28 protein-coding genes are annotated in these 25,316 nt (G+C 72.4%); 18 read left to right on the top strand and 10 right to left on the bottom strand.

Features of this window, described 5'->3' with window-relative positions:
• Nucleotides 1–2,046, bottom strand: coding sequence for a transketolase (gene tkt, locus ACFHPP_RS14835; protein ID WP_437164023.1), 2,046 nt, complete (start codon nucleotides 2,044–2,046; stop codon nucleotides 1–3).
• 184 nt (nucleotides 2,047–2,230) lie between these two features.
• On the opposite strand from tkt, the gene ACFHPP_RS14830 reads away from it, so the two are divergent.
• Nucleotides 2,231–2,971 carry a VIT1/CCC1 transporter family protein gene (locus ACFHPP_RS14830; protein WP_437164022.1) on the top strand — a complete coding sequence of 247 codons (741 nt, stop codon included), beginning with the start codon at nucleotides 2,231–2,233 and terminating at the stop codon, nucleotides 2,969–2,971.
• A 22-nt stretch (nucleotides 2,972–2,993) separates the two neighbouring features.
• Here ACFHPP_RS14830 and ACFHPP_RS14825 read toward each other — a convergent pair whose 3' ends face one another.
• Both ACFHPP_RS14825 and ACFHPP_RS14820 read right to left on the bottom strand, forming a co-directional pair.
• Nucleotides 2,994–4,379, bottom strand: a complete 1,386-nt coding sequence (locus ACFHPP_RS14825; protein ID WP_437164021.1) for a hypothetical protein — start codon at nucleotides 4,377–4,379, stop codon at nucleotides 2,994–2,996.
• A 79-nt stretch (nucleotides 4,380–4,458) separates the two neighbouring features.
• Complete coding sequence (locus tag ACFHPP_RS14820; protein ID WP_437164020.1) at nucleotides 4,459–5,703, bottom strand: Zn-dependent hydrolase; 1,245 nt, start codon at nucleotides 5,701–5,703, stop codon at nucleotides 4,459–4,461.
• Between the two features lie 121 nt (nucleotides 5,704–5,824).
• On the opposite strand from ACFHPP_RS14820, the gene ACFHPP_RS14815 reads away from it, so the two are divergent.
• The 4 genes from ACFHPP_RS14815 (at nucleotide 5,825) to ACFHPP_RS14800 (ending at nucleotide 9,213) form a co-directional block, all read left to right on the top strand.
• Complete coding sequence (locus ACFHPP_RS14815; protein WP_437164019.1) at nucleotides 5,825–6,607, top strand: aldolase; 783 nt, start codon at nucleotides 5,825–5,827, stop codon at nucleotides 6,605–6,607.
• 117 nt (nucleotides 6,608–6,724) lie between these two features.
• A complete protein-coding gene (locus ACFHPP_RS14810) occupies nucleotides 6,725–7,618 on the top strand; it encodes a DMT family transporter (RefSeq protein WP_437164018.1) in 894 nt (297 codons plus the stop codon).
• An 18-nt stretch (nucleotides 7,619–7,636) separates the two neighbouring features.
• Complete coding sequence (locus tag ACFHPP_RS14805; RefSeq protein WP_437164017.1) at nucleotides 7,637–8,812, top strand: class I SAM-dependent rRNA methyltransferase; 1,176 nt, start codon at nucleotides 7,637–7,639, stop codon at nucleotides 8,810–8,812.
• Entirely contained in the window at nucleotides 8,809–9,213 is a 405-nt protein-coding gene (locus tag ACFHPP_RS14800; protein WP_437164016.1) for a DUF3293 domain-containing protein, read from the top strand. Before ACFHPP_RS14805 ends, ACFHPP_RS14800 begins: the two co-directional genes overlap by 4 nt.
• Here ACFHPP_RS14800 and ACFHPP_RS14795 read toward each other — a convergent pair.
• From ACFHPP_RS14795 to ACFHPP_RS14775, 5 genes are all read right to left on the bottom strand, one after another.
• Nucleotides 9,189–9,587, bottom strand: coding sequence for a hypothetical protein (locus tag ACFHPP_RS14795; protein ID WP_437164015.1), 399 nt, complete (start codon nucleotides 9,585–9,587; stop codon nucleotides 9,189–9,191). The genes ACFHPP_RS14800 and ACFHPP_RS14795 overlap by 25 nt on opposite strands.
• A 110-nt stretch (nucleotides 9,588–9,697) precedes the next feature.
• The gene (locus ACFHPP_RS14790) at nucleotides 9,698–10,078 is read right to left on the bottom strand and encodes a hypothetical protein (protein ID WP_437164014.1); all 381 of its coding nucleotides are present in this window, start codon (nucleotides 10,076–10,078) and stop codon (nucleotides 9,698–9,700) included.
• A 75-nt stretch (nucleotides 10,079–10,153) separates the two neighbouring features.
• Entirely contained in the window at nucleotides 10,154–11,266 is a 1,113-nt protein-coding gene (locus ACFHPP_RS14785) for a patatin-like phospholipase family protein (RefSeq protein WP_437164013.1), read from the bottom strand.
• A 172-nt stretch (nucleotides 11,267–11,438) separates the two neighbouring features.
• The gene (locus ACFHPP_RS14780; protein ID WP_437164012.1) at nucleotides 11,439–12,239 is read right to left on the bottom strand and encodes a 3-hydroxybutyrate dehydrogenase; all 801 of its coding nucleotides are present in this window, start codon (nucleotides 12,237–12,239) and stop codon (nucleotides 11,439–11,441) included.
• A gap of 33 nt (nucleotides 12,240–12,272) precedes the next feature.
• Nucleotides 12,273–13,712 (bottom strand): dihydrolipoyl dehydrogenase family protein, encoded by a 1,440-nt coding sequence (locus tag ACFHPP_RS14775; protein ID WP_437164011.1) that lies wholly within the window; start codon nucleotides 13,710–13,712, stop codon nucleotides 12,273–12,275.
• A gap of 210 nt (nucleotides 13,713–13,922) precedes the next feature.
• On the opposite strand from ACFHPP_RS14775, the gene rpmH reads away from it, so the two are divergent.
• The 8 genes from rpmH (at nucleotide 13,923) to argB (ending at nucleotide 18,689) form a co-directional block, all read left to right on the top strand.
• Entirely contained in the window at nucleotides 13,923–14,057 is a 135-nt protein-coding gene (rpmH, locus tag ACFHPP_RS14770) for a 50S ribosomal protein L34 (RefSeq protein WP_083813583.1), read from the top strand.
• 25 nt (nucleotides 14,058–14,082) lie between these two features.
• A complete protein-coding gene (rnpA, locus tag ACFHPP_RS14765; RefSeq protein ID WP_437164010.1) occupies nucleotides 14,083–14,439 on the top strand; it encodes a ribonuclease P protein component in 357 nt (118 codons plus the stop codon).
• Nucleotides 14,436–14,714, top strand: coding sequence for a membrane protein insertion efficiency factor YidD (gene yidD, locus ACFHPP_RS14760; protein WP_437164009.1), 279 nt, complete (start codon nucleotides 14,436–14,438; stop codon nucleotides 14,712–14,714). Before rnpA ends, yidD begins: the two co-directional genes overlap by 4 nt.
• A gap of 11 nt (nucleotides 14,715–14,725) precedes the next feature.
• A complete protein-coding gene (yidC, locus tag ACFHPP_RS14755; RefSeq protein ID WP_437164008.1) occupies nucleotides 14,726–16,576 on the top strand; it encodes a membrane protein insertase YidC in 1,851 nt (616 codons plus the stop codon).
• Nucleotides 16,577–16,644: 68 nt separating this feature from the next.
• A complete protein-coding gene (gene yihA / locus ACFHPP_RS14750; RefSeq protein ID WP_437164152.1) occupies nucleotides 16,645–17,268 on the top strand; it encodes a ribosome biogenesis GTP-binding protein YihA/YsxC in 624 nt (207 codons plus the stop codon).
• A gap of 80 nt (nucleotides 17,269–17,348) precedes the next feature.
• Nucleotides 17,349–17,555: a hypothetical protein gene (locus ACFHPP_RS14745; protein WP_437164007.1), complete on the top strand. Its 207-nt coding sequence runs from the start codon at nucleotides 17,349–17,351 to the stop codon at nucleotides 17,553–17,555.
• On the top strand, nucleotides 17,552–17,695 hold the full coding sequence (locus tag ACFHPP_RS14740) for a hypothetical protein (protein ID WP_437164006.1): 144 nt from the start codon (nucleotides 17,552–17,554) through the stop codon (nucleotides 17,693–17,695). Before ACFHPP_RS14745 ends, ACFHPP_RS14740 begins: the two co-directional genes overlap by 4 nt.
• Before the next feature lie 109 nt (nucleotides 17,696–17,804).
• Nucleotides 17,805–18,689 carry an acetylglutamate kinase gene (gene argB / locus ACFHPP_RS14735; RefSeq protein ID WP_437164005.1) on the top strand — a complete coding sequence of 295 codons (885 nt, stop codon included), beginning with the start codon at nucleotides 17,805–17,807 and terminating at the stop codon, nucleotides 18,687–18,689.
• Between the two features lie 115 nt (nucleotides 18,690–18,804).
• On the opposite strand, the gene ACFHPP_RS14730 is transcribed toward argB, so the two are convergent.
• Both ACFHPP_RS14730 and ACFHPP_RS14725 read right to left on the bottom strand, forming a co-directional pair.
• On the bottom strand, nucleotides 18,805–19,968 hold the full coding sequence (locus ACFHPP_RS14730) for a DUF2336 domain-containing protein (RefSeq protein WP_437164004.1): 1,164 nt from the start codon (nucleotides 19,966–19,968) through the stop codon (nucleotides 18,805–18,807).
• Nucleotides 19,965–21,257 carry a diguanylate cyclase domain-containing protein gene (locus tag ACFHPP_RS14725; protein WP_437164003.1) on the bottom strand — a complete coding sequence of 431 codons (1,293 nt, stop codon included), beginning with the start codon at nucleotides 21,255–21,257 and terminating at the stop codon, nucleotides 19,965–19,967. The genes ACFHPP_RS14730 and ACFHPP_RS14725 overlap by 4 nt, the downstream gene beginning before the upstream one ends.
• A 125-nt stretch (nucleotides 21,258–21,382) precedes the next feature.
• On the opposite strand from ACFHPP_RS14725, the gene dapD reads away from it, so the two are divergent.
• The 5 genes from dapD to ACFHPP_RS14700 all read left to right on the top strand — a co-directional run bounded on the left by dapD (nucleotide 21,383) and on the right by ACFHPP_RS14700 (nucleotide 25,260).
• A complete protein-coding gene (dapD, locus tag ACFHPP_RS14720) occupies nucleotides 21,383–22,219 on the top strand; it encodes a 2,3,4,5-tetrahydropyridine-2,6-dicarboxylate N-succinyltransferase (RefSeq protein ID WP_437164002.1) in 837 nt (278 codons plus the stop codon).
• A gap of 5 nt (nucleotides 22,220–22,224) precedes the next feature.
• Complete coding sequence (locus tag ACFHPP_RS14715) at nucleotides 22,225–22,431, top strand: tautomerase family protein (protein WP_437164001.1); 207 nt, start codon at nucleotides 22,225–22,227, stop codon at nucleotides 22,429–22,431.
• A 9-nt stretch (nucleotides 22,432–22,440) separates the two neighbouring features.
• On the top strand, nucleotides 22,441–23,574 hold the full coding sequence (dapE, locus tag ACFHPP_RS14710) for a succinyl-diaminopimelate desuccinylase (protein WP_437164000.1): 1,134 nt from the start codon (nucleotides 22,441–22,443) through the stop codon (nucleotides 23,572–23,574).
• A gap of 62 nt (nucleotides 23,575–23,636) precedes the next feature.
• Entirely contained in the window at nucleotides 23,637–24,197 is a 561-nt protein-coding gene (locus tag ACFHPP_RS14705; protein WP_437163999.1) for a hypothetical protein, read from the top strand.
• A gap of 16 nt (nucleotides 24,198–24,213) precedes the next feature.
• A complete protein-coding gene (locus ACFHPP_RS14700; protein ID WP_437163998.1) occupies nucleotides 24,214–25,260 on the top strand; it encodes an Ldh family oxidoreductase in 1,047 nt (348 codons plus the stop codon).
• Nucleotides 25,261–25,316: the final 56 nt, after the last annotated feature.

The following is a 25,316-nucleotide window of genomic DNA, read 5'->3' as shown; positions in this document are numbered from 1 at the left end:
TCAACCCAAACGCTTCTTCACGGCGGCGACCGTCGCCTCTGCCGTGATGCCGAAATGCCGGTACAGCTCATCCGCCGGCGCGCTGGCGCCGAAGCCCTGCATGCCGATGAAGATGCCCTCCGGCCCGAGCCAGCGGTCCCAGCCGAAGGGCAGTGCCGCCTCGATGCCGACGCGCAGCACGTCGCCCAGGACCTGGGCGCGGTAGCTTTCGTCCTGCAGCGCGAACAGCTCCCAGCTCGGCAGCGACACCACCGCGGTCGGGATGCCCTCGGCCTCCAGCAGCGCGCGCGCCGCGATGGCCAGGTGCACTTCGGAGCCGGTGGCAATCAGCGTAGCGCGGCGGGTGCCGGAGGGTTCCGCGAGCACGTAGCCGCCGCGGGCGCAGCGGTTCTCGCCATGGTCGAACCGCAGCGCCGGCAGGTTCTGCCGCGACAGGGCGAGGACGGAGGGACCATCGGCGCGCTTCACCGCCAGTTCCCAGCATTCCGCCGTTTCCATCGCATCCGCCGGGCGGAACACCGCGAGGTTCGGGATGACGCGGAGCGAGGCGAGGGTTTCGACCGGCTGGTGTGTCGGGCCATCCTCGCCCAGGCCGATGCTGTCATGCGTCAGCACGTGGATGACGCGCTGGCGCATCAGGGCGGCCAGGCGCAGCGCCGGGCGCAGGTAGTCGGCGAAGACCAGGAAGGTGCCGGAATAGGGGATGATGCCGCCATGCAGCGCCATGCCGTTCATCGCCGCCGCCATGCCGTGCTCCCGCACGCCGTAGTGGATGTAGCGGCCGGCGTAGTTGCCGGGGGAGACGGCCGGGATGCCCTTGACGTTGGTGTTGTTGGAACCCGTCAGGTCGGCCGAGCCGCCGACCATCTCCGGCACCGCCGGCACCAGCGCTTCCAGGGCGCGCTGGCTGGCGATGCGGGTGGCGATCTTCGGGCGGTCCTCGGCGTGCTTGGCGCGGAGCGCGGCGAGCGGCTCGTGCCAGGCTTCCGGCAGGCGGCCGGCCATGGCGCGGTCGAACTCATCCTTCTGCGCGTGGTTCGCCAGGCGCTTGAGCCAGGATCGGCGGGTGCCGGCGCCGCGGCGGCCGGCGTCTTCCCAGCGCGCCTTCAGCCCGTCCGGCACCTCGAACGGCCCGTGGTTCCAGCCCATCGCGGCCTTGGCGGCGGCGGCTTCCTGGGCGCCGAGCGGGGCGCCGTGGCTGGCGGCGGTGCCGGCCTTGGTCGGCGCGGCGAAGCCGATGATGGTGCGGCAGGCGATCAGCGTCGGCTTGCGGTTGCGTGTCGCCCAGGCGATCGCGGCGGCGACCTGTTCGTGGTCGTGGCCATCGACGCGGCGGGTCGCCCAGCCATAGGCCTGGAAGCGGCGCAGCGCGTCGTCCGACAGCGAGATGGAGGTGTCGCCATCGATCGAGATGTTGTTGTCGTCGTACAGCACACATAGCCGGTCGAGCTGCATGTGGCCGGCGAAGGACGCCGCCTCGTGGCTGATGCCCTCCATCAGGTCGCCGTCGGAGGCGATGACCCAGGTGCGGTGGTCGACCAGGGACTTGCCGAAGCGCGCCGCCAGCATGCGTTCCGCCAAGGCCATGCCGACGGCGGTGGCGAGGCCCTGGCCGAGCGGGCCGGTGGTGGTCTCGATGCCCGGATGCTCGCCGTATTCGGGGTGCCCGGCGGCGGGGGAGTGCAATTGCCGGAAATTCCTGATGTCCTCGATGCCCATGCCGGCGCCGGTCAGGTGCAGCAGGGCATAGAGCAGCATGGAGCCGTGGCCGGCGGACAGCACGAAGCGGTCGCGGTCGTGCCAGCGCGGGTCGGCGGCATCGTATTTCAGGAAGCGGGTGAACAGCACGGTGGCGACATCGGCCATGCCCATCGGCATGCCGGGGTGGCCGGACTTCGCCTGCTCCACCGCATCGATCGCGAGTGCCCGGATGGCATCGGCCATGCGGCGTTCCTCGCTGGCGGGCCGTGCCAGCAGCAGGGCTTGCGCGGCCTGGGCGGGCGTGGGCTCCGCGCGGGGTTGGGTATCGGGTTCCGTCGTGGCCAAGGCAGTTCTCCGCAAGCGCGAGCCTATAGAGGCGCCTCGGTCACGCGACAACCCGGGCGGCGGCGGCGGGGCGGGCATCGCCCGGGTTGAGGATGCGTCGCATTCCAGATTGTGCAGCAATCCCAACACCTTGCGGTGCGCGTGGGGCGTGACTCGGGGCCGGGCGCGGCGGTAGTCTCCGGCCATGCCAACCGCCACCCTCGCCGAGCCGACCCGCGACGGCCTGCCGCCCATGCCCCCCGGCCCGCCGCATGAGGAGCGCCACTTCGCCGCCGGGGAGACCATGCGGCAGGTGGTGGCCGGCGCGGCGGAGGGCCTGGTGCCGGGCACCGCGGTCGCCGCGGCCCTGTCGCTCGCCGGGATGGCCACGCCGGCGGTCCTGGCCGGCGGCCTGGCGAGCCTGGCGGCCTTCAGTGTCGCCGGCGCGCTGGAACGCGTGCGCGCGGTGCGGGCCGAGGCGGCGCTTTATGCGGCGGAGCGGCTGCGGGAGGAGGAGGAAAGTCACCTCTATCCCGAGCGCGAGAAGTGGGAGGTGGCGGCGATCCTGCACCGCTACGGCGTGCGCGGCGATGTGCTGCGCCAGGCAGTGGAGGCGGTGGCGGCGGATAGGCGGCGCTGGGTCGACTTCATGATGCGCTTCGAGCTGGACCTGTCGGAGCCCGATACCGCCCGCACCGGCCGTGCGGCGCTGGTTCGCGCCCTGGCGCAAGGCGGCGCGGGCATCCTGCCGCTGCTGCCCTATGTGGTGGCGCCCGGCAGCGCGACCGGCTGGTCCTGCCTGGTGGCGGGGATGGGCCTGGTCGGGCTGGGCTGGCTCCGCGCCCGCGGCGATGGCCTGCCGCCGGCGGGGCAGGCGCTGCGCGTGCTGGGTATCGGTGCCGCGGCGGCCGGCGTGGCCGCGCTGGTGGCGCGGCTGGTCGCCTGACGGGCCGGGGCGCCCGCGCGCCTCAGTTCGGCGCCGGGCTGCCGCCGCCCTGCTGCCCGGCATCCGGGGTCGCGGGCGCGGTATTCGCACCGCCGGTCAGCGGCGGCTGGGCGGCGCGAAGGCGGGTCTCGGCCTCCTGCACGTTCTGCCGCAGGCGGGACAGGGTCGCCTCAGCCTGGCGCGACTGCTCGCTGAGCGCCTGGACCTGGCGGGCGGCCTCGGCGGCGGCGCGCTGGCGCTCCTGAAGCTGCTCGCCGGCCTGGTCGACGGACTGGCGCAGTTCGGTCAGGCGGGATTCCTGGCTCTCGAGGTTGCGGGTCAGGCCGGACAGGCGCTGGTCGGCCGCCTCGGCGCGGGCGGTGAGGTCGGCCAGGCGCGTCTCGGCCTGCTGCGCGTCGCGGGCGGCGGCGTCGCGCGCCTGGGCGAGGCGGGCGGCCTCGGCCTGGGCGCGCTCCGCCTCCTGGCGGCGCGCGTCGCGCTGCGTCTCGGCGGCGGCGGCCTCGTTGCGCAGCGCGGCCAGGCGCTGCTGCAATTCGCCGGCCTCGCGCGTCGCGCCCGCGATCTCGGACTGCGTGCCGGTCAGGCGGGTGGCGGCCTGCTCGGCGCCCTGGGTCGCGCGCTCGAGCTGGGTCTGCACCTCGGCCAGCGCGGCGCGGCGGGCGGAGAGGTCGGTCTCCAGCAGCGCGGCCTGGTCGCGCAGGCCACGCAGGCGCTGGTCGGTGCCGGCCAGTTCGGCGGCGCGCGTGGTCAGCGCCTCCTGCACCTGGCCGGTTTCGGTCGACAGCGCGGCGAGGCGCTGCTCGGCGGCCTGGACACCGGCCGTCAGCTCGGAGGCGCGGGCCTGCAGGCTGCGCACGGCGTCGGCGGTGGAATCACGGGTCTCGGCGGCGCGGGCCTGCTCGGCCTCGGCCTCCTGCACGGACCGTGTGAGTTCGCCGAGGCGCGCCTCGGCCTGGGCCACCTGGTCGGTCAACTCGGCGCCCCGGGCGCGCAGCCGCTCCGTCTCGGCCTCGGCGGCACCACGGGCCTCGGTCGCGGTCTGCACCGCCTGTTCGGCCTCCCGCTGTGCCTGCGCGCCGGTCTCGGACTGCTGGCGCAGGGCGGCGAGGCGCTGCTCGGCCTCGTTCGCCTGGGCGGTGAGGTCGCGGGCGCGCGCCTCGGCCTGGGCGAGGGCCTGCTCGGCCTGCTGGGCGCGCGCCTCGATGGCGGGCAGGGCGCCGCTGGCGGCCCGTTCGGCGTCGAGCGTGTTCTGCAACTGCGAACGCTCGGTCGCGACCTGAGTCGCCTGCTCCCGCGCCTCGCGCACGTCGCCGTTCAGGGTGATGACGGTGATCCAGCCGATGAGGGCCAGAAGCAGCAGCAGGGCGGAGGCGACCTGCGCGGGGCGCGGCCAGAGGGATGGGTTCATGATGCGCGGGCGCTCCAATGGCGAGGCTGGCAGGGACCTCCCCGGAAGCGCCCCGGTGCCGCGAAAGTTGCAACGCGATCTACGTGCTGCGGTTGGCGCGGGCGACCACGGCCTCGAACAGCACCTGGCAGCCGGCCTCGGCCTCGGCCGGCTCGATGCTCTCGGCCTCGTTGTGGCTGAGGCCGTCCTTGCAGGGGGTGAAGATCATCGCGGCCGGCATGCGCCGGGCGACGTAGACGGCATCGTGGCCGGCGCCGGAGACCATTTTCCGGGATGGATACCCGAGACGTGTGGCGGCTTGTTCGACCAGGGCGACGCATTCCGGATCAAAGGGTTGGGCGGCGAAGCGGAGAAGTTCGGTCAGCTCCAGCGTGCAGCCGGTGGCGGCGACCAGGGCTGTCGCCTCGGCCGGGAAGGTCTCGGCCAGCCAGGCGATGCGGGCGCTGTCGGGGTGGCGGAACTCGATGCTGAAGGAGACCTCGCCGGGGATCACGTTGCGGCTGTTCGGCAGCACGTGCAGGAAGCCGACGGTGCCGCGGCCATCCTCCCCGGCCTCCCGCATCCGTTGGTCCACCAGCTCGATGATTCGGGCGGCGGCGACCAGGGCGTCGCGGCGGGTGGAGGGTGGGGTGGTGCCGGCGTGGCTGTCCTGGCCGGTGATGCGGGCATCCCACCAGATTTGCGCCTGCGCGCCGGTGACGATGCCGATCTGACGGCCCTCCCGTTCCAGGATCGGGCCCTGCTCGATATGCAGCTCGAAGTAGGAGTCGGCGGGGAAGGGCTCGGCGGGTTCGGCGCCGCGGTAGCCGATGGCATCCAGCGCCTGTTCCACCGAGACACCCTCGATGTCGCGGAGCGCGTAGGATTGCGCCAGCGGGTAGATTCCGGCCCAGGTGCCGCTGCCCATCAGGGAATAGCCGAAGCGGCTGCCTTCCTCGTCGGTCCAGTTCACCAGCTCCAGCGGCGCCTCGGTGGTGATGTTGAGGTCGTGCAGGGTGCGCATCACCTCCATCCCCGCCATCACGCCCAGCGCGCCATCGTACTTGCCGCCGGAGGGCTGGCTGTCCAGGTGGCTGCCGAACAGCACCGGCAGGCGGGACGGGTCGCGGCCGGCGCGGCGGGCGAACATGTTGCCGATGGCATCGACCCGCACCGTCAGGCCGAGCGCCTCGCACTGGGTGCGGAAATCGTCGCGGGCGGCGCGGTCGATGTCGGTCAGCGTCAGGCGGCGGACGCCGCCCTTGGGCGTCGCGCCGTGCCGGGCCATGGCCATCAGGCTGTCCCACAGCCGCTTGCCGTCGATCCGCTGGTTGGTGCCGCTCATCGGCCGAGCCCCCGTCTTTGCCGCTTCGATCTGCGCCGGATCGGGACATTTGGCCAGATGCGGTGCTTGCGGCGGGCGGGGTGTCCTGCGAATCATCGCGGGAACATCGAGGACGCCCGCCATGGCCCATGCGCTGAACGCCGCCCCCGCCATCCTGCGCAATTCGGAGCTCGACGCCGATGCGGTGCGCCAGGCCCGCGTCGACCTCGCGGCCTGCTTCCGCATGGCGGCGCGGCTCGGGATGCATGAGGGCATCTGCAACCACTTCTCGCTCGTGGTGCCGGGCCGGGACGACCTGTTCCTGGTGAACCCCTATGGCTGGGCCTTCGCGGAAATCACCGCGTCGCGCCTGCTGGTCTGCGACTTCGCCGGCAATGTCGTGGCGGGGGAGGGGGTGCCGGAGGCGACGGCCTTCTACATCCATGCCCGCGTCCACAAGAACGTCCCGCGCGCGCGTGCCGCCTTCCACACCCACATGCCGAATGCGACGGCACTCGCCATGCTGGAAGGCCCGCCGCTGGCCTGGGCCGGGCAGTCCGCGCTGAAGTTCTACGGCCGCACGGTGGTGGACGAGGAGTACAACGGGCTCGCACTGGACGAGCGCGAGGGCGACCGCATCGCGGCCAGCATCGGCGAGGCCGACATCGTCTTCATGAAGAACCACGGCGTGATGGTGGTGGGCCCCAGCGCCGCCGCCGCCTGGGACGATCTGTACTACCTGGAGCGCGCGGCGGAGGCGCAGCGGCTCGCGCTGTCCACCGGCCGCACGCTGAAGCCGGTGCCGCCGGAGTTGGCCCGCAAGACCTATGAGCAGATGCGCGAAGGCGACGGCGAGAGCGCGGTGCTGCACCTGGAGAGCATCAAGCGCCGCCTGGCGAAGGAGGAGCCGGACTTTCTGACTTGAGCCATAGCTTGGCCTTCAGACGCCAGGCGGAAACCTCCGGTTTCCTTGGCTTCGCGACAGGTGTCGCGGCGCCCATCCGGGCGCTCACCCGCCTGCGGCGGGCGCAGGGCGTGCGGCATGGGATCAGGTAGAAGCAGCCCCGCACGCCTCGACCCGCGCGGCCTGCTGCTGCTGCTGGTGACGGTGTTCGGCTGGGGCTTGAACTGGCCGGCGATGAAGCTGCTGCTGGCCGAGATCCCGGTGCTCAGCATGCGCACCGCCTGCGGCGCGCTCGGCATCGCGCTGCTGTTCGGCATCGCCCTGGCGCGGCGCGAATCGCTGGTGGTGCCGCGCGCGCTGTGGCCGCGGCTGGTGGTGGTGTCCTTCCTCAACGTCTCGGCCTGGATGGGGCTGGCGGCATTCTCGCTGCTGTGGCTGGCGGCGGGGGAGGCGACCATCGTCTGCTACACCATGCCGGTCTGGGCCTCGATCTTCGCCTGGATCATCCTGGGCGAGCCGCCGGGGCTGCGGCGGGTGCTGGCGCTGGTGCTGGGGCTCGGCGGGCTGTCGGTGCTGGTGCTGGGGTCGGGGGTGGAGGTCGGGGTGGCGAAGCTGCCGGGCGTCGCGGTGGCGCTGGCGGCGGCGGTGCTGTTCTCGCTCGGGACCGTGGTGACCAAGCGCTGGCCGCTGGCGCTGCCGCCGAATGCCGGGGCGGCCTGGCAGCTCAGCCTGGGCTGCGTGCCGCTGCTGCTCGGCGCGCTGCTGTTCGAGGCGCCGGACTTCACAGCGCTGTCGCCGCAGGCCTGGGCGCTGATGGCCTATGCGGGCATCGGGCCGCTCGGGCTGTGCTACCTCGCCTGGTTCGCGGCGCTGCGGCGGCTGCCGGCGGCGGCGGCCTCGGCCGGCACGCTGCTGACGCCGGTGGTGGGGGTGGCGGCGGCGGCGATCTTCCTCGGCGAGGCGCTGGGGGTGCGGGAGGTGGTGGCGCTGTCGCTGACCGTTTCGGGGGTCGTGCTGGCGGTGCGCGGCTGATCGGGGCATAGGCGTGCCATGCATACCCAGATCCGCCTCGCCCCCGGGGCCGACCGTCGCGTCAAGGCCGGCCACCCCTGGGCCTTCTCCAACGAGATCGCCATGACCCCGGCGCTGCGTGCCCTGCCGCCCGGCAGCGTGGTGCGGCTGGAGGGCGATGACGGCGTGCGGCACGGCGCCTGGCACTTCAACCCGCACAGCCTGATCGCGGCGCGACGGCTGGATGCTGACCCGGAGGCGCCGATCGATGCCGGCTGGTTCCGGGCGCGGCTCGGTGCCTGCCTGGCGCTGCGGGAGAGGCTGTTCGACACGCCGCATTACCGCCTGGTGCATGCCGAGGCCGATGGCCTGCCCGGCCTGATCATCGACCGCTACGGCGATGCGGTGGCGATCCAGGCGAATACCGCGGGGATGGAGGCGGCGACGCCCCTGATCCTGGAGGCGCTGCACGCCTTGTTCGCGCCGCGCCTGGTCATCGCCCGCAACGACAGCGCCGTGCGCAAGCTGGAGGGGCTGGCCGAATCCGTCACGGCCCTGCATGGCGATGGCACCGCGACGGTGGAGGAAGCCGGGCTGCGCTTCCCGGTGGACCTGCTCGGCGGGCAGAAGACCGGGTGGTTCTTCGACCAGCGCGCCAACCGGGCGATGGTGGCGCGGCTGTGTCCGGGGCGGTCCATGCTGGACGCCTTCTGCCACACCGGCGGCTTCGGCCTGGCCGCGGCGGCGGCCGGCGCACGGGAGGTGACGCTGCTGGACCGCAGCGAGCATGCGCTGGACCTGGCGATGCAGGGCGCCCGGCTGGCCGGCTTCGCGGACCGCGTGGTGCCGCTGAAGGCGGAGGCGCTGGAGCAACTGGAACGCATGACCGCCAGCGGGCGGCGCTTCGAGGTGGTGGTGGCGGACCCGCCGGCCTTCGCCAAGACGCGGAAGGACCAGCCGGCGGCGCTGCGCGGCTATGCAAAGCTGGCGCGGCTGGCGGCGGGGCTGGTGGCGCCGGACGGCATCCTGTTCATCGCCTCCTGCTCGCATCACGTGGCACCCGGCGACTTCGCGGAGGCGGTGGCCTGGGGCGTGCACAAGGCCCGGCGGGAGTGCCGCATCCTGGCCAGTGTCGGCGCCGGGCCGGACCATCCGGTGCATCCGGCGCTGCCCGAGAGCGCCTACCTCAAGGGGCTGCTGCTGCACCTGGCATGACGCCGCCGATTGGCGCCTTCCTGCGCACCCGCTACGAGGTTCCCGGCGTGGCGGTGCGGATCGGGCGGCGCAGTGCCGCCATGGATGCGCTGCTGGCGCGGCATGGCGTGCGGCAGGCGGGTTTCGTCACCGCCTGGAACCCGCGCAGCCGGCGGATGCCGGAGGGCTGGAACCTGCGGACGCAGGACCGGCTGCGGCAGGCGGCGCGCGGGCGGGTGCTGGCCGAGGGCTTCGGACGCGGTGCGGGGTGGGCGGAGCATCATCTGCTGCTGCGCGGCGATCCGCGCCGGCTCCGCGTGCTGGGGCGACGGTTCCGGCAATGGGCGATCGTGGTGGTGGCGGCGGGCCGTCCCGCCCGGCTGGCCGCCTGCCTGTCTCACTCCGGTCGGCGCGCGGGGTAGGGGCTGAAGCCGCCGATGACGATGCGGGCGAGGCCTTCGAAGCGGAGGGTCTCGGCGCCGAGGCGCAGGCGGCCGCTGACGCCCTGGGTGACGATCTCGCCCAGGCCGAGACGCGGCGCGGCGCCGGCGGGGTCGGCCTCGATCGCGGCGTGGATCTGCGCCAGGGTCAGGTCGGTATCCTCCAGCCGCAGGGTCGCCACGCCATCGCCCAGCGCGATGGTGCGGTCGCCTTCGCCGGGGTGCCAGACCAGGGTTTCCGGGCCGGCGCGCAGCCGCCGGGTCATCGGGCCGCCGCGCCAGCGGCCCTGGGCGGGCAGTTCCGGCATGACCATGTCGAGGTCCCAGCCGTTGCACCGCTTGTCCTTGTCGCTCATCGCTGCCTGCTCCGCCTGTCGTTGCAGGGGGCAGGAAAGCGCGGCGGGGGGTGTCGCCTCCAATCCGAAGGCCCTTTGGGGGCCATAGGCTCAGGCGATGTGCGCCGACTTCAGTCGGGGAGGATGACGTTGCCGAGGACCAACTCGTCCAGGCCGTGGAAGGTGACGGTCTCCCGCCCCAGCACGATGCGGCCGGTGACGCCGCGCAGGTCGATGCCGCCGCATGTGGTCAGCACCGGGCGCGGCAGGCCGGGATCGACGCGGATCGTGCGCAGCAGGTCGGGCAGGGTCAGCAGGGTGTTCCACAGTCGCAGCCGGTCGCCGCCGCCGCCGCCGATCACCGTGTCGTCGCCATCGCCGCGGCGCCAGTGGTAGGTGCCGGAGGGTGCGCCGCCATTGTCGTTGCCGGCCGGCCGGGCCGTGCCGGCGCGGAGGCCGACGAGCCAGGCGGCCCGGGCATCCAGGACGGGGCCGTCAGGCAGGGTTGGCATCGGATCCTCAGTCGTATCGGGTCGGTACGGCAACTATCATGCCTTGGCGGTACTCGCCAATAGGTTGTGTTGCGGCTAAAGGAAGCGTTCCCGGATATCGACGCTGCTCTCGCGGCCCAGCTTGTCGAAATGGGTGTCGAGCCAGCCCTCCGCCGCCTCCCGCCCGTAGCGCTTCAGCGTCATCAGGAAGTCCCAATCGCCGTTCAGCTTGGTGCTGAGCTTGAAGTCGCGCATCCGTGCCTCGTCCTCGATGCAGTGGATGAACAGGCGGCGGTAGCGCGGCTGTTCCAGGCGGCCGGCTTCCAGAAGGCGCTGCACGAAGTCGATGGCGCGCATTTCCGCCATCAGGGAGGCGTTGAAGCTGATCTCGTTCAGGCGGTTGACGATCTCGGTCGGCCGCGTCGGCAGTTCGTCGCGGACGATGGGGTTGAGCTGGACCAGCACGATGTCCGGTGGCCCGCCCTGTTCGTACAGCGGCCACAGCGCCGGGTTGCCGAGGTAGCCGCCATCCCAGAACGGCTCGCCGTCGATCTCCACCGCCTTGAAGAATTGCGGCAGGCAGGCGGAGGCGAGCAGCACATCCACCGTCACCTCGTTGCGCGCGAAGACCCGCGGCTTGCCGGTTCGGACGGAGGTGGCGGAGATGAACAGCTTCGGCCCCTGCCCATGGCGCAGGATGTCCGGCTTGATCTCCTCGTCCAGCACCTGGCGCAGCGGGTTGAACTCGTAGGGCGTGGGGTTGAGCTGGTAGGGCGACATGACGCGGGTCAGCGTCTCGAAGGCCTGGTAGGCGAAGGACCAGGTCAGGTCGTGGCCCCAGATCGCCTTCTCCAGCGGGGTGTTCTGCAGGGGGCTGTTCGCCATGCGGCCGGCGGCGTTGCGCCAGAAGCGGTCGAGCGCCCGCCGCGCGCCGTCGCGGCCGCCGTCGCACAGGCCCTGGACGAAGATGGCGGCGTTCATGGCGCCGGCGGAGGTGCCGGAGACGGCCTCGAACTCCAGGCGTTCGTCTTCGAGCAGGCGTTCCAGGACGCCCCAGGTGAAGGCGCCGTGGGTGCCGCCGCCCTGCAGCGCCAGGTTGATGCGGCGCGTGGTCGGCGCGTTGCGGGCGGGGCGGGGCAGGGGGCCGGGCGCGGCGCCGGCGGCCCCGAGGGTGTCGGCGGCTTCCGAGCGGAACTCGTTCTCGATCATGGGGCGGGGTTCGCGCCTTGCGGGCTAGTCCTCTCCACCCGCTGGGGGGAGAGGGTTGGGTGAGGGGGGGCTTGCGGGGAGGGTGCGCGGCAGGGGCTCAGGCGATACCTGGGTTGCGCGGACCCCCTCACTTAACCCTCTCCCCCAAGGGGGAGAGGGCTTATGGCTGGCCTCATTGCGCCGTCCAGCCGCCGTCGATGGACATGGCGGTGCCGTTGATGCTGCCGCTGTTCGGGCCGCACAGGAACAGCGCCATCTCGGCGACTTCCTCGACCTCGACCCAACGCTTGGTCGGCTGACGTTCCAGCAGGAAGTCGGTCAGCGCCTTGTCCTCGGAGACGCCGTGCTTCTCGGCGAGCGGCTTGACCTGCGCCTCCGCCAGCGGGGTGCGGACGAAGCCGGGGCAGATGGCGTTGCAGGTGACGGGGCCCTGCGCGACTTCGAGCGCCACCGACTTGGTCAGGCCGACGACGGCGTGCTTGGCCGAAACGTAGGCCGTCTTGTAGGGGCTGGCGACCAGGCCGTGTGCCGAGGCGACGTTGACGATGCGCCCGAAGCCCCGCGCCTTCATCCCCGGCAGCGCCGCCTTGATGGCGTGGAAGTTGGAGGTGAAGTTGATGGCGATGATCCGGTCGAACTTGTCCTCGGGGAAGTCCTCGACCGGGGAGACGAACTGGATGCCGGCGTTGTTCACCAGGATGTCGCAGGCGCCGAGCTCGGATTCGCAGGCCTTGACCATGCCGCGCACATCCTCGGGCTTCGACATGTCGGCTGGCGAATAGGGCGCCTCCGCCACGCCCATGGCGGCGCCGACCTTCTGGCGCGCTGCGGCGATCTCGGCGGCGCTGCCGAAGCCGTTCAGCATCACCTTGGCGCCGGCCTCGGCGAAGCCGAGGGCGATGGCGAGGCCGATGCCGGAGGTCGAGCCGGTGACCAGGGCCACCCGGCCCTCCAGCTTCCGCGTGCTTGTCATGCGAAAATCCTTCTGCATTGCAGCAAAGGTCGCCTACGGCAGGCGCTTGAGCAAGCCGACAACGCGCTTCACGGCCGGGGAGAGCAATCTCGGGGCGTAGAAATCGCCCGCCGCCCGTTTCGCCGCCTCCGCCAGGGTGGGGTAGGGCAGCACCAGGCCGGCGAGGGCGGAGAGCGGCAGCTTGCGGCCGATCATCAGGGCGAAGGTGCCGGCCATTTCCCCGGCATGGGGGGCCAGGATACCGGCGCCGAGCAGGCGGCCCTTCGGCGTCACCACCAGCTTCACCAGGCCTTCCCCAATGCCCTCCGCCACCGCGCGGTCGGTCTCGGCGACGGGGAAGCGCAGGATGTTGACCTCGTGGCCGGCGTCGCGCGCCTCGGCCTCGGTCAGGCCGATCTGGGCGAGTTCGGGGTCGGTGTAGGTGACGCGGGGCAGGGCGGCGTAGTCCACCCTGGCCGGAAGGCGGAACAGCATGCGGCGCGCCAGGATGCCGGCATGCTGGGAGGCGACGTGGGTGAAGGCGCGCGGGCCGATGCCCCGCGGGTCGGCGATGTCGCCCACCGCGAAGACGCGGCGATTGGTGAGCGAGCGCAGCCCCGCATCGGTCGCGATGCCCGCCTTCGTCGCCTGCACCTGGCCGGCCTGGAGGTCGAGTCCCGCCAGGCGCGGCGCGCGGCCGACGGCCAGCAGCAGGTGGGTGCCGCCGATCTCGCGCCCATCCTCCAGCACCGCCGTCAGGCCGGGGCCGCCATCCTCGGCGCGGGCGGAGACGACGCGGGCGAGCCTGGCGCCTTCCAGCAGCGTCACGCCATCGCGGGTCAGGGCGCGGCGCAGGCCATCGGCCAGTTCCGGGTCGTCGCGGCCGGCGATGCGGCCGGCCTCGATCACGGTGACGAGGCAGCCGAGGCGGGCGTGGGCCTGCGCCATCTCCAGCCCGATCGGGCCGCCGCCGAGGATGATGAGGTGTCCCGGCGGGTCCTCCAGCTCGAAGATCGTCTCGTTGGTCAGCCACGGCACCGGGCCAAGTCCCGGGATGTCGGGGACGATGGCCTGGCTGCCGGCGGCGATCACGCAGCGGCGGAAGGTCAGGCGGCGGCCGGCGGCCTCCACCGTGTCGGGGGCCACGAAATGCGCGGGGGCGCGGATGACCTCGACCCCCATGCCGCGGAAGCGGGCCTCCGAATCGATGGGGGCGATGGCGTCGATGGCGCCGCGGATATGGGCGCGCAGCGCCTGCCAGTCGATCTCCGGCTCCGGCAGGCGGATGCCGAATCGGCCGGCGCGACGGGCGCTGGCGGCAGCGTGGGCGGCGGCGAGCAGGGCCTTGGAGGGGACGCAGCCGTAATTCAGGCAGTCGCCACCCATGACGCCACGCTCCACCAGTGCCACCTTCAGGCCGAGGCCTGCGGATATCGCGGCGGTGGAGAGGCCGGCCGCCCCGGCCCCGATCACCACGACGTCGAAATCGGGCATCCTGTCGTCCCCACTCTGCCAATCCGCGCCTTGTGCCTCATCCCCGCGGTTGACGGCAGGGGTGGCGTCTCCCTATACGTCCGGGCCTTGCCGGGGCGGTCCAGGTTCGATCCTGGGCGGCCGCCGGCGTTTCCTTTAGATACCAGCCGGGCATCGGCGGACAGGGGTTTCCCCTGACCCGCCTGGAACCGGAGCCCACGGGAGTGTGTCGTGAAGCGTACTTATCAGCCCTCGAAGCTCGTCCGGAAGCGCCGCCACGGCTTTCGTGCCCGCACCGAGACCGTCGGCGGGCGCCGGATCCTGGCCAATCGCCGGTCCAAGGGCCGCAAGAAGCTCTCGGCCTGAGCGCCGGGCGGGCCTGAGCTGTGCCATGCCGGCGCGCCCGCCACGGTTGAAGCTTCGGCGCGAGTTCAAGCTCGTGGCCGCGCGCGGCCAGCGTGCGGCGCGCCCTGGACTCGTGCTTCAGGTGTTGAGGGACACCGGTGCGCCGCTGCGCGTCGGGTTCACGGTTACCAAGAAGGTCGGCAACGCCGTGATCCGCAACCGCACCAAGCGGCGTCTGCGGGAAGCGGCGCGTCTGCTGTTGGGGCAGGACGCGCCACCGGGCTTCGACTTGGTGATGATCGGCCGCGATGGTACGGCGAAGCGCGAATTCCGCCAGTTGCTCGGCGACCTGCGCGGCGCGTTGAAGCAGGGCGGGGTTCCCGTCCCGGACCGCGAGCCATGACGCCGCAGCAGCACCTGCTGCGTGGGGCGATTCGCACCTACCAGCTCACCCTGCGGCCGTTCATCGGCTGCAACTGCCGATTCTATCCGCATTGCAGCGAGTACGGGCTGGAAGCGGTGGCCACCCATGGCGCGATGCGCGGTGGATGGTTGACCGCTCGCCGTGTATTGCGCTGCAACCCGTGGCACCCGGGTGGCTATGACCCGGTTCCGCCACTTACCCAGAACGTCCCCGCATCGGCGCCGCTTGCCGAACCGCGCCCGACGAAAGGCTGAATCAGGCCGTCATGGACCAGAAGCGTCTCCTCGCCGCCATCGCCCTCTCGGTCGGCATCCTGCTGCTGTTCGACCTGTGGAACCGCCCGACGCGGGAGGCGGAGCAGCGCCGCCAGGCCGAGATCGCGGCCCAGCAGGTGCCGGCAACCGGCGCGGCCGCGCCGGATGCCGCCGTGCCGGTGCCGATGCCGAGCGGTGGCGCGCCGCTGGCCCTCCCGGGTGGCGCGGCCAGTGCGGCGGCGCCGACGCCGGGCCTGCCGCCGGAACAGCGGGTCGGGCTGGAGAATCCGGCCCTGCAGGGCAGCATCAGCCTGCGCGGCGCGCGGCTGGACGATGCCATCCTGCGTGGCTACCGGGAGACGGTGCAGCCGGGCAGTGCGCTGGTGCGCCTGCTGGCGCCGCGCAGCGATGCCAACCCGTATTTCGCGCAGTGGGGCTGGACCGCGGCGGATGGCCGCACGGTGGTGCCGGGGCCGGATACCGACTGGACCGCGGACGGCACCGCGCTGGCGCCGGGCGCGCCGGTGACGCTGCGCTGGGACAATGGCCAGGGCCAGGAATTCCGCATCCAGCTCGAGGTCGACCAGGATTTCATGCTGACGGCGCGCCAGACCGTGCGCAACACCGGCGCGGAGCCGGTGCAGGTGCTGCCCTGGGCGCGGGTGCGCCGCGAACGCACGCCGCAGACCGCCGGCTTCTTCATCCTGCATGAAGGCTTCACCGGCGTGCTGAACGGCCGCCTGTCCGAATGGACCTATTCGGATGCGAAGGAGGAGGCGCAGCGCCGCCGCGGCCCGGCCTTCGAGCAGGAGAGCACCGGCGGCTGGGTCGGCTTCACCGACAAGTACTGGCTGACGGCACTGACCCCGGTGGACCAGGCGACCGCGGTGCGGGCCGCCTATCGGCATTCCGCCGAGGGTGGGCAGGATCGCTGGCAGATCGACATGGCGCCGCCCGCGCCGCAGGCCGTGGCGCCGGGTGCGGAGGCCGGGCTGGCGACGCGGCTGTTCGCGGGTGCCAAGGAAGTGCGACTGCTCGATGCCTACCGGGACAACCTCGGCATTGTCGATTTCGACAAGGCGATCGACTTCGGCTGGTTCTACTGGATCACCAAGCCGTTCTTCTACGCGATCGACTGGCTGTTCCAGATCTTCGGCAATTTCGGCGTCGCCATCCTGATCTTCACCCTGGCGCTGAAGGCGGCGTTCTTCCCGCTGGCCAACAAGGCCTACATCTCCATGGCCCGCATGAAGGTGCTGGCGCCGAAGATGACGGAGGTGCGGGAGCGCTACAAGGACGACCCGGCCAAGGCTCAGGCCGAGATGATGGCGCTGTACCGGTCGGAGAAGGTCAACCCGGCCTCCGGCTGCCTGCCCATCCTGTTGCAGATCCCGGTGTTCTTCGCGCTGTACAAGGTGCTGTTCGTCACCATCGAGATGCGGCACGCGCCGTTCTTCGGCTGGATCCGCGACCTGTCCGCACCGGACCCGACGAACCTGTTCAACCTGTTCGGCCTGCTGCCCTACGACCCGATGCAGCTGTCCAGCTTCCTGCACATGCCGGCCTGGGCCATCGCGATGGGCATCACGATGTGGCTGCAGTTCAAGCTGAACCCGACGCCGCCGGACCCGATCCAGGCCAAGATCTTCGCCTGGATGCCGCTGATCTTCACCTTCATGCTGGCCAGCTTCCCGGCCGGCCTGGTGATCTACTGGACCTGGAACAACCTGCTTTCCATCGCGCAGCAGTACTGGATCATGCAGATGGACAAGAAGCGCCAGGCCCGCACGCCGGCCGCGCCGCCGCCGCCGAAGCCGGCCGCGGTCGCCAAGGTCGCGGCGCCCAAGGGCAAGAAGGGGTGAGCCTGCCTCCCCCCTCGCTCCCGGCCGGCGGGCTTGCCGAGGCGACGACGGAGGAGGAGCGCGCGGCGCTGCTCGAGGCCGGGCGGCTGCTGTTCGCGCGGCCCTGCGAGTTCTTCTACGCCTCCCAGGCCATCACGCAGTTGCCCGAGGCGAAGGGGCCGGAGGTGGCGTTCTGCGGGCGGTCCAATGTCGGCAAATCCTCCCTTCTGAATGCGCTGACCGGGCAGAAGGCGCTGGCGCGGGTGTCCGTCACGCCGGGGCGCACGCGCCAGCTCAACTTCTTCGCCTGCGACGAGGGCCGGCTGACGTTGGTGGACATGCCGGGCTACGGCTACGCCAAGGCCTCCAAGCTGCTGAAGGAGGATTGGCAGGGGCTGATGTTCGACTTCCTGCGCGGCCGGACGACGCTGCGCCGGGTGCTGCTGCTGATGGATGCGCGGGTGGAGACGAAGCCCGCCGACCGCGCCGCGATCGATTTGCTGTCGGATGCCGCCGTCGCCTTCCAGCTGGTGATCACCAAGGCGGATGACGTGAAGCCGGCGCAGCTCGACAAGCGGATCGCGGAGGTCGAGGAGATCGTGAAGAAGCGGACGGCGGCGCACCCGCTGATCCTGATCACCAGCAGCGAGTCCGGGCAGGGAATCCCGGAACTGCGCGCGGAGCTTGCGGCGCTGGCCTTACCGCCGACGTAATATAAAGTTAAATCCCGTGGCGCAGAATGCAACCGGCGCATCGCAACCCGCGGTGCCGCCGGTCCCACGAGGATACGTCCATGTTCCGCCGCCTTGCCCTGACCGCCGCATTTTCCGCCCTTCTCCTCGGGGCGGCCATCGCGCCCGCCGCCGCGCAGTGCGACACGCGCTTCACGCTCCGCAACGACTCCGGCCAGCAGGTGAACGAATTCTATTTCGGTCCCTCCGCGAAAACTGGGGCCGTGACCGCCTCGGCGAGAATGTGCTGCCGCCGGGCCGGTCGGTGACCTATACGCCGGGCGGGCGTGGTGGCGCCTATGACTTCAAGGTGGTCTGGGCGAATGGCGAGAATGCCGAGGTGATGCGGGTGAACATCTGCGAGGCGTCGGAGATCGTGGCGACGCGTCGCGGCATCGAGGCGCGCTGAAGCTGCGCGGCGCGGGCGGCGTCATCGCCCGCGCACTTGACCCGTTCCGCGACTGGCCCCAAACCGCGCCGCCCGCGGCGGAAGGCCCGTGGCACGGGGACTTTTGCCGATGACCGACGACGCGCTCGACCAGATGGCGATCCTCGCCGGGGCGCTGCCCTTCCTGAAGCGCTACGACGACCAGATCGTGGTGGTGAAGTATGGCGGCCACGCCATGGGGGAGGAGGAGACGGCGCTGCGCTTCGGGCGCGACATCGCGCTGCTCGAACAGGTTGGCGTCAACCCGGTGGTGGTCCATGGCGGCGGGCCGCAGATCAACGCCATGCTCAAGCGGCTTGGCGTGAAGTCCAACTTCGTGCAGGGCCTGCGCGTGACGGATGAGGAAATGCTCGACGTGGTCGAGATGGTCCTCGCCGGTCCGGTGAACAAGCAGGTGGCCAGCGCCATCACCCGCGCCGGCGCCATCGCGGTGGGCATCTCGGGCAAGGATGGCGGGCTGATCCAGGCGCGGAAGCTGACCCGCACCTACCGCGACCCGGACAGCCACATCGAGAAGGTGCTCGACCTCGGCTTCGTGGGCGAGCCGGAGCATGTCGACCCGCGCGTGCTGCAACTGCTGATCGGCGCGGATATCGTGCCGGTGGTGGCGCCGGTCGGCGTCGGGGCGGATGGCCAGACCTACAACATCAACGCGGATACGGTGGCGGGGGCGATCGCCGGCGCATTGGGCGCGGAACGGCTGCTGATGCTGACCGATGTGCGTGGCGTGCTGGGCATGGACGGCACGCTGATCCCGGAGATGACGGTGGCGGAGGTGCGCGCCGGGATCGAGGCGGGCTGGATTTCCGGCGGCATGATCCCGAAGGTCGAGACCTGCATCTACGCGGTGGAGCGCGGCGTGAAGGGGGCGGTCATCGTCGATGGCCGGGTGCCGCACGCCGTGCTGCTGGAGCTGTTCACCGGGCAGGGCGCCGGCACGCTGATCCGGCCCTAAAGCATTTTCAAGTCAGGCGGATACGCCTGACGGCTCGGAAAATGCGCCAAATCAACAGCTAGGGCCGTTTCACCTGTGCATGGCGCAGGTGAAACGGCCCTAGGGCGCGCGCGCGTCAGGCGGGCAGGCCTTCCAGCAGTTCCGCCTGCCACAGCAGTTCCGCCTCGCCCAGCGACCAGCGGCCTTCCGGGGTCGGCCGCACGACCTCGGGCGGGCTGAGGCCGCCGAGGACCGTCTGGACCTCCGCCGCCAGGGGCGCCGACCAGCCGGCGCTGTGGCACAGCCCGGCGATGGCGCGGCCGCTGCGGAGCGCGAGGGCGGCTTCCACCCGCGCCTCGGTGGCGCCGGCGGCCTCCGCCAGGCGTTGCAGCAGCAGGTCGCGGTCGCCGGTGCGGGCGGCGTAGAACAGCTCCGCCTCGCCATCGGCATCCGCCTGCTCCGCCGCCAGGCGCGCCGCGACCTGGTCGCGCAGCCTCTGCGTCAGTTCCGCCGGCAGGTCGCTGCGGGCCGCCAGCACGCCGAGCAGGTGCGAGGCGACCATCTCGCCCAGGAGGCGGGCGGCATTGGCCGGAAGCCGGGGACGGCGCACCAATGCGGCCTGCCAGCTGGTGTGCTGGCCGGCGCCGGCCACCAGGTGGTCCAGCGTCGCCTCCCGGATTGCGGCGGAGGGGTTGGCCAGCAGGGCGGCGATGGCCGGCGTGTCGGCCGTTGCGGCAATCGCCTCGGTGACCGGCTCGGTCAGTGCCGGGCGGCGGGCGACGGCGCGGCGGGTGGCCGGGGCGGGCGGGTCGGCGATGAGCTCCAGCAGGTCCTGCTCGGTCAGCATCGGCGACAGGCGGATGACCTGTTCCGCCACCGGCATGGCCGCGTCGCGCGCCAGGCGCAGGATCAGCTCGCGCGGCGCGTCGGGCATTTCCCGCACCGCATTGGCGATGGCGGCGCGCACCTCGACCTCGGTGTCCTCGACCAGCAGGGCCAGGGTGGCGGCGGTGAGCCGGGTGACGCGGGTGCGGGCCCTGGTGTCCAGGCTGGGCGCCAGTGTGGCGATGCGGGCGGCGAGCACGCGGCGGACTTCGGCATTGGCATCCTCGGCCAGCAGGCGCGCGACGGCGGCTGGGGTGCCGGGATGCGCCGCGACGGCCTGGCGGACCTCCGCCACCGGGTCGGCGGACAGGAAGGTCAGCAGCTCCGGCGAGATGTCGGGCTGGCGGGCGACGGCGGCGCGGGATTCGTCGTCGCCGTGGCGGGCCACGTGGATGGCGGCGGCGCTGTCGGTCATCGGCGACGCTCTCCGGCATTGGCGCGCTTGGCGACGTACATGGCGGCGTCGGCGCGCGACAGCAGCGCCCCCACTTCCTCCTCCGGCGTCGGCAGGGCGATGCCGAAGCTGGCGCGGAGCGCGGCGGGCCCGGCTTCCGGGATGCCGGGCAGGGGGCCGGGATTGCCGACATGGCGGATGCGGTCGGCGGCCTGGGCGGCATCGACGCCGTCCATCCAGAGGCAGAACTCGTCGCCGCCCAGGCGCCCGACCAGGTCCTGGCCGGTGGCGACGCTGCGCAACCGGGCGGCCATGGCCCGCAAGGCGGCATCGCCCACCTCGTGTCCCAGCCGGTCGTTCAGCGGCTTCAGGCCATCGAGGTCGAGGAACACCAGGGCGCCACCGGGCCGGCGGCAGGTGGACCAGAGCCGGCGGGCCAGGGCGTCGGTGAAGCCGCGGCGGTTCAGCAGGCCGGTCAGCGCATCGCCATCCGCGGCATCGGTGAGCTCGCGCTCGTGCAGGGCCTTGGCGCGCAGCGCCGCGACCGGCAGCGCGAGGGCCGCCAGCAGGTCGCGGTCATCGGCCTCCAGTGGCGGCTGGCCGGCCGCCCGCCAGACCACCAGGCAGGGGCCGGATTCGGCGGCGGCCATGGCGTGCAGGCCGGGCGGGGCCGGGATGCCGGGCGGCGGCAGGGCGTGCAGCGGCGGGCGGGCATTCACCGTGTGGGCGACCCGCCAGCCGCCGTCCTCGGGCAGCAGCAGGGCGGCACCCTCCGCCGAGAGCGCGGCGGGCAGGGCGGCGAGGATGGCGTCCAGCGACGCCTCCGTGCTGCCTTGCCGCGCGGCGAGGCGCAGCAGGCTGCCGAGCGCGTTGGCCCGGCGCAGCGCGCGGGCCGCGACCTCCCCCTGCCGTTCCAGCGTGGTGATATCCCGCGCGACGCCGCGCAGCGTGCCGTCGGGTTGCGGCATCAGGCAGAAGTCGAGGCAGGCCTCGGTGCCGTCGGCGCGGCGCAGACGGGCCCTGGCGTTGCGCCGGCGGCCGACGCTGGCGAAGGGACCGGGGCCGGGGGAGGCCAGCAGCGCCGCGGCCGGCGTGCCGAGCAGCGCCTCCGCCGCATGGCCCAGGACCTCCTCCGGGGCGAGGAAGGCGAAGCGGCCCTCCGCATCCAGTTCGAAGACCAGGTCCGCGGCGAGCAGGGCGAAGTCGCGCCAGCGCGCGCGGCTTTCGACCAGGGCCAGGGAAAGCGGCGCGGTGCCGGCCTGCGGGGGACCGGGCGCTGCGGCGGATGCGGGGGGGATGTGGCCGTCCATGCCGCGATTCTATGGGACGGCGATGAAGGCACGGTTAGCGTGGCGGGTGTCGTTGACGGGGCGCGGCAGGACACGCACAAGGCAGCACAGTCTCAACCCGGCAGAACCAGGACACGACCCCCGCCATGGACATGACGCGTTTGCAGGCCGGTATCGAGGCGCTGTGGCAACGGCGGGACCAGGTGAACGCGCAGACCCAGGGCGCCGATCGCGACCAGGTGGAGGCGGCGCTGGAGTTGCTGGATTCGGGCCAGGCGCGCGTCGCCCAGCCGGGCGCGGAGGGCGCCTGGGTGGTGAACCAGTGGCTGAAGCAGGCGGTGCTGCTGAGCTTCCGGCTGACCGACAGCGCGCCGATGGAGGTCGGCACCGGGGCCTATGACAAGGTGCCGCTGAAGTTCGCCGACTGGGGTGCGAACCGCTTCAAGGAAGCCGGCTTCCGCGCCGTGCCGGGCGCGATCGTGCGGCGGTCGGCCTATATCGCGCCGGGCGTGGTGCTGATGCCGTCCTTCGTGAACCTCGGCGCCCATGTCGATTCCGGCACCATGGTGGACACCTGGGCCACCATCGGGTCCTGCGCGCAGATCGGGAAGAACTGCCACATCTCCGGCGGTGCCGGGATCGGCGGGGTGCTGGAGCCGTTGCAGGCCAACCCGGTGGTGATCGAGGATGAGTGCTTCGTCGGCGCCCGGTCCGAGGTGGCGGAGGGCGTGATCGTGGAGCGCGGCAGCGTGCTGTCCATGGGCGTGTTCCTCGGGGCCTCGACGAAGATCATCGACCGGGCGACGGGCGAGGTCTTCATGGGCCGGGTGCCGGCCTATTCGGTGGTGGTGCCTGGCAGCCTGCCAGGCAAGCCGTTGCCGGATGGCTCGCCGGGGCCGAGCCTGTACTGCGCGGTGATCGTGAAGCGGGTGGATGCGCAGACGCGGTCGAAGACCTCGATCAACGAGTTGCTGCGGGACTGAAGGCCATGCCCTACATCAACCTGCAGATCACCGCGGGCGCGACACGCGAGCAGAAGGCGGAGATCGTGCGCGAGTTCACCGCCACCCTGGTGCGCGTGCTCGGCAAGAAGCCGGAGCATACGCACATCGTCATCCAGGAGATCGCGGAGCAGGATTGGGGCTTTGCCGGCAAGCTGACGGAGGAATGGCGCCGTGGCCGGGCCGATGGCTGAAGCCGCCGGATGAGGAACGACACGCCGGACCCGGTGCCGCTGGCGCAGGCGCTGATCCGCTGCCGGTCCGTCACGCCGGCCGATGATGGCGCACTGGCGGTGCTGGAGGCGGCGCTGGCGCCGCTCGGCTTCGCCTGCCACCGGCTGCGCTTCGGCGAGGTGGAGAACCTGTATGCCCGCCGCGGCGCCGGCGGCCCGCATCTGATGTTCGCCGGGCACACCGACGTGGTGCCACCCGGCGCCGCGGCCTGGAACGTCGACCCGTTCGGTGGGGAGGTGCGCGACGGCCTGCTGTTCGGCCGCGGTGCCACCGACATGAAGGGCGGAGTCGCCGCCTGGGTCGCCGCGCTGGCCGACGTGCTCACCCGCCAGCCGGGGCGGCCGGGCAGCCTGTCCCTGCTGATCACCGGCGACGAGGAAGGCCCCGCCACCGACGGCACCGTGCGGGTGCTGGAGTGGCTGGCGGCGCGCGGCGAAATCCCGGATGCCTGCGTGGTGGGGGAGCCGACCAGCAAGGTGGCGCTGGGCGACACCATCAAGGTCGGCCGGCGCGGCAGCCTGAACGCCGCCATCACGGTGCAGGGCACGCAGGGCCACAGCGCCTATCCGCAGCGCGCCGACAACCCGGTGCACCGCCTGGTGCGCGTGCTGGGGGCGCTGACGGCGGAGGCGCTGGACGGGGGTACCGCGTTCTTCGAGCCCTCGACCCTGCAGGTCACCAGCTTCGATGTCGGCAACACGGCCACTAATGTGATTCCGGCCAGTGCCACGGCGCGGCTGAACATCCGCTTCAACGACCGGCATACCGAAGCCTCGCTGACCGCACATCTGCGGGAGGTGCTGGCGCGGGAGGCGCCGCGGCATGAGCTGGCCGTCGTCTGCTCGGGCGAGGCGTTCCTGACGCAACCCGGACCCTTCGTCGCGGCGCTGGAGCGGGCGGTGCGGGCGGAATGCGGGCGGGAGGCGGCGCTGGATACCGGCGGCGGCACCTCCGATGCGCGGTTCATCGCGCGCTACTGCCCGGTGGCGGAACTCGGCGCGGTCGGCGCCACCATGCACCAGGCGGATGAATCGACCCCGGTCGAGGAACTGCGGGCGCTGGCCAGGCTCTATGCGCGGGTGATCGAGGAGTTTTCCGGCTGAGCGGCCCGCCCGACCCTCCGCCCGATCCCGCGCCCAATCCCCCGCCGGGTCCGCCGCTGCGGTTGACCATCACGGCCGGCATCCTGGGTGCCTTCCTGCTCGGCCGTGGGCGGGCGGAAGGGATGGCGCTGATGGAGGCGACGCCGGCCGGCGCGCTGCGGTCCTTCGCGGCCGCGGCGATCTGCCTGCCCGCCTTCGTGGCGCTGCGGCTGCTGTCCTGGTCCACCACGGAGGCACCGCCGGAGGCGCTGGCCCGGCCGCTGTTCGCGGAGCTGACCGGCTATGTCTATGGCTGGGTGCTGTTCGCGCTGGTCAGCCTGCCGGTGATCGCGGGCTGGGGCCGGGCGGCGCAGTGGCCGCGCTTCCTGTCGGCGTGGAACTGGATCAGCGTGGTGCAGTACCTGTTGCAGATCGCCCTCGCGGTGCTGCTGATGCTCGGGCTGCCGGGGATGCTGGCGCAGGTGGTGACGCTGGTGGTGGTGGGCTACTCGCTGTGGCTGGAATGGTTCATGGCGCGCGCCGCGCTCGGCATATCGGGCCGGCGGGCGACGGGGCTGGTGGTGCTGGATCTGGGGCTGGGCCTGTTCATCGCCGGCTTCGTGCAGCGGCTTTCGATCGGCTGAGGGGACAGGGCAGGACATGGACAAGCGATACGACGTGGCGGCGCTGACGCGCTTCGCCACCGCCGCCTGCGAGGCCGCGGGCCTGGATGCGGACAAGGCCGCGGCGGTGGCGGAGGTGCTGGTCGAGGGCGACCTGATGGGCCACGACACGCACGGCCTGGCGCTGCTGACGCCCTACCTGGATGCCCTGGCCGCCGGTGACATGCGGGCGGAGGGGGCGCCGGAGGTGATGGCCGTGACCGCCGTCGCCGAGACCTGGGACGGCCGCAAGCTGCCGGGGCCGTGGCTGGTGCGGCAGGCGATCGCCAAGGCCGAGGCGGCCGCGCAGGAGATGGGGATCGGCGTGGTCAGCATCGGCCGCTGCCACCATATCGGCGCGCTCGCCGCCTATGGCCCGCCGGTGGCGGCGGCGGGGCGGATGCTGCTGCTGACCTGCTCGGATCCGGCGACGGGGTCCGTTGCGCCCTGGGGCGGCACGCGGCGGGTCTATACGCCGAACCCGCTGGCCGCCGCCTGGCCGACGCCGGACGGGCCGGTGCTGATCGACGTGTCCATGTCCATCACCACCAACGGCATGACGGCGCGCAAGCGCGCCCAGGGTGCGCCATTCGACCATCCGGTGCTGCTGGACGGGGCGGGGGAGCCCTCCACCGATCCCAACGTGTTCTGGCAGGACGGCACGCTGCTGCCGCTCGGCGGGGTGGAGTCGGGGCACAAGGGCTTCGCGCTCGGCCTGCTGGTGGAGGTGCTGACCAGCGCGCTGGCCGGCCACGGGCGGGCGGATGCGCCGACCGGCTGGGGGGCTTCCGTGCTGGTCATGGTGATCGACCCGGCCCGCTTCGGCGGCACCGCCGCCTTCCTGCGGGAGACGGGATGGATGGCGGAGGCCGTGCACACGAACCCGCCGCGGCCCGGCTGGCCGGCGCCGCGGCTGCCGGGGGAGCGGGCGATGGCGCGCAAGGCTGCGGCGATGGCGGAGGGTGTCGTGCTGCATCCGGGAATTCCGGAGGCGCTGGAGAAGCTGGCGGCGCGTTTCGGGCTGGACCTGCCCACCACGCGCTGAAGCCCGCGGCCAGGCTGGCACCCGGAAGGGCGCCAGCCTGGCCTGCGGAAGGCGTC

The organism is Falsiroseomonas sp. E2-1-a20 (genome assembly GCF_051433195.1).
In the GTDB taxonomy this organism is placed as follows: Bacteria; Pseudomonadota; Alphaproteobacteria; order Acetobacterales; family Acetobacteraceae; genus Falsiroseomonas.
Note: the sequence above shows the minus strand (reverse complement) of the source record. Positions and strands in the feature narration are given on the sequence as shown.

Coding starts and splice junctions, on each gene's coding strand:
- ACFHPP_RS14785 (WP_437164013.1), bottom strand. CDS start 11,266: ATGATCGAGAACGAGTTCCGCTCGGAAGCCGCCGACACCCTCGGGGCC.
- ACFHPP_RS14805 (WP_437164017.1), top strand. CDS start 7,637: ATGCATACCCAGATCCGCCTCGCCCCCGGGGCCGACCGTCGCGTCAAG.
- argB (WP_437164005.1), top strand. CDS start 17,805: ATGACCGACGACGCGCTCGACCAGATGGCGATCCTCGCCGGGGCGCTG.
- dapE (WP_437164000.1), top strand. CDS start 22,441: ATGAGGAACGACACGCCGGACCCGGTGCCGCTGGCGCAGGCGCTGATC.
- ACFHPP_RS14745 (WP_437164007.1), top strand. CDS start 17,349: ATGTTCCGCCGCCTTGCCCTGACCGCCGCATTTTCCGCCCTTCTCCTC.
- dapD (WP_437164002.1), top strand. CDS start 21,383: ATGGACATGACGCGTTTGCAGGCCGGTATCGAGGCGCTGTGGCAACGG.
- ACFHPP_RS14800 (WP_437164016.1), top strand. CDS start 8,809: ATGACGCCGCCGATTGGCGCCTTCCTGCGCACCCGCTACGAGGTTCCC.
- ACFHPP_RS14825 (WP_437164021.1), bottom strand. CDS start 4,379: ATGAACCCATCCCTCTGGCCGCGCCCCGCGCAGGTCGCCTCCGCCCTG.
- ACFHPP_RS14730 (WP_437164004.1), bottom strand. CDS start 19,968: ATGACCGACAGCGCCGCCGCCATCCACGTGGCCCGCCACGGCGACGAC.
- ACFHPP_RS14715 (WP_437164001.1), top strand. CDS start 22,225: ATGCCCTACATCAACCTGCAGATCACCGCGGGCGCGACACGCGAGCAG.
- ACFHPP_RS14795 (WP_437164015.1), bottom strand. CDS start 9,587: ATGAGCGACAAGGACAAGCGGTGCAACGGCTGGGACCTCGACATGGTC.
- ACFHPP_RS14820 (WP_437164020.1), bottom strand. CDS start 5,703: ATGAGCGGCACCAACCAGCGGATCGACGGCAAGCGGCTGTGGGACAGC.
- ACFHPP_RS14790 (WP_437164014.1), bottom strand. CDS start 10,078: ATGCCAACCCTGCCTGACGGCCCCGTCCTGGATGCCCGGGCCGCCTGG.
- yidC (WP_437164008.1), top strand. CDS start 14,726: ATGGACCAGAAGCGTCTCCTCGCCGCCATCGCCCTCTCGGTCGGCATC.
- ACFHPP_RS14725 (WP_437164003.1), bottom strand. CDS start 21,257: ATGGACGGCCACATCCCCCCCGCATCCGCCGCAGCGCCCGGTCCCCCG.
- yidD (WP_437164009.1), top strand. CDS start 14,436: ATGACGCCGCAGCAGCACCTGCTGCGTGGGGCGATTCGCACCTACCAG.
- rnpA (WP_437164010.1), top strand. CDS start 14,083: ATGCCGGCGCGCCCGCCACGGTTGAAGCTTCGGCGCGAGTTCAAGCTC.
- ACFHPP_RS14830 (WP_437164022.1), top strand. CDS start 2,231: ATGCCAACCGCCACCCTCGCCGAGCCGACCCGCGACGGCCTGCCGCCC.
- ACFHPP_RS14815 (WP_437164019.1), top strand. CDS start 5,825: ATGGCCCATGCGCTGAACGCCGCCCCCGCCATCCTGCGCAATTCGGAG.
- ACFHPP_RS14775 (WP_437164011.1), bottom strand. CDS start 13,712: ATGCCCGATTTCGACGTCGTGGTGATCGGGGCCGGGGCGGCCGGCCTC.
- ACFHPP_RS14810 (WP_437164018.1), top strand. CDS start 6,725: ATGGGATCAGGTAGAAGCAGCCCCGCACGCCTCGACCCGCGCGGCCTG.
- ACFHPP_RS14780 (WP_437164012.1), bottom strand. CDS start 12,239: ATGACAAGCACGCGGAAGCTGGAGGGCCGGGTGGCCCTGGTCACCGGC.
- ACFHPP_RS14700 (WP_437163998.1), top strand. CDS start 24,214: ATGGACAAGCGATACGACGTGGCGGCGCTGACGCGCTTCGCCACCGCC.